Raw genomic sequence first — 6,554 nt, forward strand, 5'->3', positions numbered from 1 at the left:
GGGATGCTTATGATGCAGGAAATTAGAGTAATATGGCGGCAAGAGCCCGGCGAGGTTTCGATCGTTGTCGCGAATGGGACGCTGCTGGAAAAGCGCTTTGAAGGGGCGGGCGATCTTCTATTAAGAATGCAAGGCACGACCGTTGTCGGAGCGGGGACGTCGGTCGTGAGTGTGCAGAGCAAGACGAATCCCTTTTCCTTTTTTCTTAGGGACGTCGACAAGCGATTTCCAATATGGATTCCCGAGTACGGCGTGATGGTCACGCAAGCGGACGATAGCCGATCCTATTCGGCAATCGAGTCGGATATCCGGGCTAAGGGGCTGATGTCGAATCTGGCACGGTGCGAAAATGAACCGGAAGTCGGTTTCGAGGCCGCGGCGGCTCATAACCGGCAGCCTTCGCTATCTACATGGCTCGGGCTAAGCCGGGATTTTCGCATCTTTAAGATCGGATTCGCCGAGCACGAGTCGCATTCGCACGATTGGGTCGAAGCCTGCAGGCATGAACGCAAAGTCCCCGTTCCCGAGCATCCCGTCAGGTATAACTTTCGAATCGGTCGGGGGGACGGCTGCGCGCGCAGCCTGAAGAGATCTTTGGAGGACGGATGTCTTCCTATTCTTCATGCCGACAGAGAGGAGGGAGACGTCCGCTATCGGATGACCGGATTCGTGACATTGGAGCAAAGCGAGCTAACGGAAGCCGGCGTTAGCGGCACGAACTTCTGGGTCGCCGCGGGACATACGGACGGAATTACGTTTACCGACGAGCAGCGGGCAGAGTTCGATCGCCGGCTCGGCGCAGAGCTGGAGCGCGAAGAGGAAACAGTGCTGATCTACCGCGTCGTCGCGGAGAATTCGGCGGAGGTTCCTCGTTATGCCTGGTTTAAGGTGCCTGTGCCGAACGGAACCTGGGTGCCTTCTATCCTCGAGAAAAACGTCAAAAGCGAATACGACAGCCGCAGGGGGTACGGGGTTTTCGAGTCGGGAGATATCGGATTTGTAGCGAAGCTGGGCAGTGCTCCCGTTCCTCAAGAGGAAGTGGCGGTTTTGCTGAAGCCCGGGGAAACGCTGACTTTCGATCTTATTTTTCCGCACCGGCCGGTATCCGCAGAACGGGCCGCCCGATTGGCCGAACTGGACGTATCCGCGAAGCTGACGGAGTGTCGGCGGTATTGGCAGGGCAAGCTGGATGCCGCCGCCAAGCTGAACATTCCCGAGGAGAGAATAGCCGATGGCGTTCGGGCCGGTCTGCTGCATCTCGATCTGATCTCTTACGGTCAGGAGCCGGACGGTCCCGTCACGCCGACCATCGGCGTCTATCCTCCGATCGGTTCGGAGAGCTCGCCTATCATTCAGTTTATGGATTCGATGGGGCAGCACCGGTTGGCCGAACGGTATTTAGCCTATTTCCTGGAGAAGCAGCAAGACGACGGAGCTATTTTTAATTTTCTCGAATATATGATCGAAACCGGATGCGTGCTGTGGAGCTTGGGCGAGCACTACCGGTACACGAGAGATGACGGATGGGTAGAGAGCATTCGGACCAAGCTGCAGAAATCGTGCGATTACTTAGTGGCATGGCGAAACCGCAATAAGCGGGAAGAGCTGCGCGGAAGCGGGTACGGCATGCTGGACGGCAAGGTCGCCGATCCGAAGGACGACAAGCCGACAAGGGTATATATGCTGAATGCCTATGCCTATTTGGGACTGTCCCGCGCAGCGGAAATGCTGGCTAACGCGGATCCCGAGCAGTCGCGTCTGCTCGCGCTCGAAGCAGAAGAACTGAAGCGGGATATCCGTCAGGCGTACGAAGAGAGTCTGGCTAGCGGGCCGGTCATCCCGCTAGGGGACGGAACGTGGTGTCCTACGGTATCGCCGTGGGCGGGCGGACAAGGTCCGGCATGCCTGTATGCCGAAGGCGGAAGCTGGTATTCCCACGGCAGCTTTACCGTTCGGGACTCTCTATGCGGTCCGCTGTACTTGGTGTTCGGAGAAATCGTCGGCAGCGACGAGCCGGGCGCCGCTTTTATGCTAAAAGCGCATAACGAGCTCATGTGCATGAACAACGTTGCGCTTACGCAGCCGTATTACAGCCGCCATCCTTGGGTTCATCTGCGCAGGGGAGAGACGAAGCCGTTTCTGGAAGCTTACTATAATAGCGTTTCGGCGATGGCCGATCGGGAAACGTACACGTTCTCGGAGCATCTCAACGAGCGGATCAGCGAGCATAAGACGCATGAGGAAGCCTGGTTTCTGATGGAAACCCGTTGGATGCTCTATATGGAAGAAGGGAATACGCTGAAGCTGCTGCAAGGCATTCCTCGCGAGTGGATGGAGGACGGCCGGACGATCTCCGTCTCCGACGCCTCGAGTTATTTCGGACGATTATCCTTCCGTGTTGAAGCTTCTGCGCATCGCATCCGGATTACGATCGATTGTCCGGAATACAGACACCTGCAGAGCGTCGAAGTACGCTTGCCCCATCCTCGGGAAAATCGGCCGCTTCGCGTCGTCGGCGGCGATTACGATGCATCTTCGGAGTCGATCCGGATCGACCGGTTTGCCGGGTATGCGGAAGCGACTCTGGAATTTTAGGAGAGGAACACAGCGGCATGCCTAATCTAGCGGACGTATTGGAACGAAGGGGATTGCGGGTTAAAGGGGAAGATTCGCCTTCTTGGCGGGTGATCGTAGAACAAGGATCGGTCATCTTGGCCGACCAGTCCTCGATTTGCGTCGAAGAAGAACAAAGCTTGGCCGTCAATCCCCCGGGGCGCAGGAGCTTCGTCAATCAAACGTATGCAATTGTCGGCGAAGCGTCGCAATCTCCCTGCTTCTGGAACACCGAGGATATTCGAGGAAGCGGCGGAGCCCCCTATCAGCGCATGGTGCCGGGAAGCCTTCGCGTCTATAATGCCGATCGTTCCAAGCTATATAGACCCGACTGCGATTATAGCTACGACTACTACTGGGGGACGGTCAAAAGGCATCCGCACGGAGCGATTGCCGAGAACGAGATTTTGTCGTTGGATTACGAGGTTTGGCTATGCCGTTACGATACGGTTGTACTTCAGGCCGATGGGCGGGTAATGATCGCGGAGGGACAGACGGAAGCGCCGGAGTCTCGCGAACTGCTTCTGCCCGACCCTCCGCAAATCAAGGAAGGCATCGCGCTCGCTTACGTTTTTACGGGATGGGGAGAGGAAGCGCTCTATAACGGGGAGATTCGAGTCCTCGAGGAAAACTCCCTTTACCCGCATCTGCAACTGCCCCAAGTCTATGGCCGATATATGGACGCAACGCCTAGGGAGTACTATGTAGAGGTGTTGTCCGCGACGAAGGCCGACCGGTTGGAAGTCCGAATCGCGGCGATGGGCCGAGATTACGGATTGGAGCAAGTTCTCACCGAGGAAAATATGCGCTGGCTTGAAGCGCAAGCCGTTGTCAAAGACGAGCGCGTTAAGCTTCTGCTGAAGAGCGCTTACGGATATTCCGTCGATTGGGGGTTGTCCTTGGATTTTACGGCGATCCCTCTTGAACGGTTGCGAGTAGGAGCAACGTATCGCATAACCGCTACCCCGCACTCCATCTATCCGATCGACTTCCCCGCCACGAATTCGCTGGATCTGATCCCGTTTGAGAATACGCGTTTTCTGGAAGGTTTCCGTGAAAAACTGTTTTCCGGTATGCCGGTTAGAGTGGCATTTTACGGGGAAAGTACCTCACGCACCGGGCGCTGGCCTTATCTCTTCGTTCGTTCGCTGCGGGAAATGTACCCCGACACCGTTATCCATACGTCGAACGTAGCGATCGGAGGGGAGAACAGCAGCAAAGGAGCTTGGCGCTATGAGAGGGAGGTTCGGTCGGTTAAGCCGGACTTGGTCGCGGTAGAGTACATGCTGAACGACGCTTGGGATTCCGCGGAGCAACGGGAAGCGGGGATGCGTCGGATTCTCGGCTCTTTGCGGGAGGACGGCATTCCCTGTCTGTTATTGACCAATAACGGGATGAATCCCGCGTTCGGCCGTTCCTTCGACGAGGTCGGGGAGGTTCATCAGCTTTACCGGAGACTCGCGCGGGAATACGGCTGCGCGTTTATCGGCGGTTATGAATACTTTAGGCAATTGCACCGCTGCGGGATTTACTTCCTGACGGAGCTAAAAGGCAATATGATCAATCATCCTTACGGCAATGTCGATCCCGAGTGGGGAAGCTTCGATTGTGTTCTCGCCCGTGCGGTTTACGCGGCGATTACGCAAACTTCGTTAGACGATCACGCTATTTGATTTTATTGGATTATTGTTGAAGATCAATTGTTGACAATCAACAGAAGTGGATTTATGATGGGTTCAAGCGAAAAAGGAGGAAGAGCCAAGATGAACGTTCTAGCTATTTGCGCGCACCCGGACGACGCTGAAATCTGGGCAGGCGGTACGTTGGCGAAATATGCCGCTCGCGGCGACAAGGTCACCATCGCCATCGCAACGAATGGGGAGGTAGGATCGCCGACGCTTCCGAAAGAGGAGATTGCGGAAATTCGCCGCCAAGAGGCGATCGCGGCAGCTAACCATATCGGCGCGGAGCTGATCTGGATGGGTTATCCGGACGAGTTTCTGCTCGACACGGAAGGGACGAGATTGGCTTTCATCGAAGCGATGCGCCGCAGCGGCGCGGAGGTCGTCCTCACGCATTGGCCGGACGATCTCTACAATCCCGACCATACGATCACAGGGCGAATTGCCAACGACGTGGCGATTATGACGACCGTTCCCAATATCGTCACAGCCAGTCCCAAGCTGGACAAGATTCCGATTGTCTACTTTATGGATAGCGTTGCGGGATTGGGCTTCCAGCCGGAGGAGTACGTCGATATTACGGAGCAGTTCGAGACGAAGCGGAAAATGCTCGCCGAGCATGTCAGCCAAGTCGGGGATTGGCTGCAGGATCAATACGGCTCCAATGCGATGGAGATGATCGAGATCACCTCCCGGTTCCGCGGCATTCAAAGCGGGGTCCGCTATGCAGAGGGCTTCATTCGGGCGAAAGCTTACCCGCGCAACATTACCGGGACTTTGCTTCCCTGAGCCTATACGAATAGGGGAGGACGAGAAGATGAAGCGTTTTGCCGAGCGGACGGTTATCGTCACGGGTGGAGCAACGGGAATCGGTCTGGCGACGGCCAAGCTGTTCGCGGCCGAGGGGGCGAACGTGCTGATCGCCGGACGCAGCGAGTCCAACGGGGCTCAGGCCGTTGAGCAGTTGAAGGAAATCGGAGGCCGGCCGTTGTTCGTGAAGACCGACGTTTCCGACGAAGAAGACGTTAAGCGCATGATCGATGCCGCCGTCGAACATACCGGCCGGCTGGATGTTTTGGTCAACAATGCGGCGATGTTTTACGAAAGCGATTTTCTGGAGGAGTCCACGGAGCGGTGGCGCGCGGTGTTCGACACGATCGTTAACGGTTCCTATTGGGGGACAAGGTACGCCGCGAAGGCGATGATCGAAGCCGGCATCCGCGGAGCGATTGTGAACGTCTCGTCGATTAACGGCTATCGCGCCTTGAATCAATCCAGTCATTATAACGCGGCCAAAGGGGCGCTCGATCAGTTAACTCGCGGTACCGCACTGGAGTTGGCTCCGCATGGCATTCGCGTGAACGGGGTTGCGCCGGGTTTTATCGACACGGGGCTCTCGGTCGTCGGCGGCGTGAACGAGCTGGAGACGGACTGGTTCAAGGATTATTACGTAGGCATGAGGAAAATCCCGCAAGCCAGAGCCGGAGAGGTTGACGAGGTGGCGGGCGTAATCGCCTTCCTGGCTTCCGAGGCCGCCTCTTATATTCAGGGAGCGACCATTCCGGTCGACGGCGGACTTTCAATCACGTTTTAAGAGGTAGTTCAAAAAGTCCAATTTTGATCACGAAGCAGAACGGGAAGCGGATTCGACATCGAATCTTGAACTCAGCCGGATCTTCCGGTACTCATGTAGGTTTGCCTACACTCCGTTCCTCATCACCGGTCTTCGTCCAACCTTCTCGGTGCTGAAAATCGGACTTTTTGAACGTATTAATGTTGAAAATCGAACTTTTTGAACCTGTAATTAAAGGAGGCGGCATCGTGTCGAATCAAGGAGAATGGCAGCAGATTTCCCGGGAAATCCGTCGCAAAATACTGCCGCCGGGAGAATCGATGATGAGCATGCTGATCGAATTTAAACAAGGCGGCTTCGGCCCGGAGCACGCTCATCCCCATGAGCAGCTGGGCTTTGTCGTAAAAGGCAAAATTCGCATGAACATTGACGGCGCAGAAGTCGTGGTCGAGGAGGGCGAGCAAATCCGGGTTCCGGGCAATGCTCCCCATTCCGTATTGGCGCTTGAGGACTCTCTTGTGCTGGAGACGTTTACGCCTCTACGCGACGATTTGCTCGCTACTTTGCAAGTATCAACCGAAACGGAGATGAAAGTCTGAAATCCACAGCTAACGCACGTATGAACAGAAATAGGCAACCCAAACAAACCGTCCAAATGACGGAAAAAGGGAAAATATGGTCCTACA

At 55.8% G+C, this 6,554-nt stretch carries 5 protein-coding genes; all 5 read left to right on the top strand.

Features of this window, described 5'->3' with window-relative positions:
• Positions 1-9: 9 nt before the first annotated feature.
• The gene (locus DFP98_RS29550; RefSeq protein ID WP_116064228.1) at positions 10-2,595 is read left to right on the top strand and encodes a glucosidase family protein; all 2,586 of its coding nucleotides are present in this window, start codon (positions 10-12) and stop codon (positions 2,593-2,595) included.
• Between the two features lie 17 nt (positions 2,596-2,612).
• The gene (locus tag DFP98_RS29555; RefSeq protein ID WP_116064229.1) at positions 2,613-4,286 is read left to right on the top strand and encodes an SGNH/GDSL hydrolase family protein; all 1,674 of its coding nucleotides are present in this window, start codon (positions 2,613-2,615) and stop codon (positions 4,284-4,286) included.
• Between the two features lie 90 nt (positions 4,287-4,376).
• Positions 4,377-5,084, top strand: coding sequence for a PIG-L deacetylase family protein (locus DFP98_RS29560; RefSeq protein WP_116064230.1), 708 nt, complete (start codon positions 4,377-4,379; stop codon positions 5,082-5,084).
• Positions 5,085-5,112: 28 nt separating this feature from the next.
• Complete coding sequence (locus DFP98_RS29565; RefSeq protein ID WP_116064231.1) at positions 5,113-5,889, top strand: SDR family NAD(P)-dependent oxidoreductase; 777 nt, start codon at positions 5,113-5,115, stop codon at positions 5,887-5,889.
• A gap of 227 nt (positions 5,890-6,116) precedes the next feature.
• Positions 6,117-6,467, top strand: a complete 351-nt coding sequence (locus DFP98_RS29570) for a cupin domain-containing protein (protein WP_181918017.1) — start codon at positions 6,117-6,119, stop codon at positions 6,465-6,467.
• The last annotated feature ends 87 nt before the right edge of the window (positions 6,468-6,554 follow it).

Origin of the sequence: Cohnella phaseoli, from assembly GCF_003386235.1 — a bacterium.
In the GTDB taxonomy this organism is placed as follows: Bacteria; Bacillota; Bacilli; order Paenibacillales; family Paenibacillaceae; genus Cohnella; species Cohnella phaseoli.

Excerpts from the sequence above, each read along its gene's own strand:
- DFP98_RS29550 (WP_116064228.1), top strand. The coding sequence starts at position 10 with ATGATGCAGGAAATTAGAGTAATATGGCGGCAAGAGCCCGGCGAGGTT.
- DFP98_RS29560 (WP_116064230.1), top strand. The coding sequence starts at position 4,377 with ATGAACGTTCTAGCTATTTGCGCGCACCCGGACGACGCTGAAATCTGG.
- DFP98_RS29555 (WP_116064229.1), top strand. The coding sequence starts at position 2,613 with ATGCCTAATCTAGCGGACGTATTGGAACGAAGGGGATTGCGGGTTAAA.
- DFP98_RS29565 (WP_116064231.1), top strand. The coding sequence starts at position 5,113 with ATGAAGCGTTTTGCCGAGCGGACGGTTATCGTCACGGGTGGAGCAACG.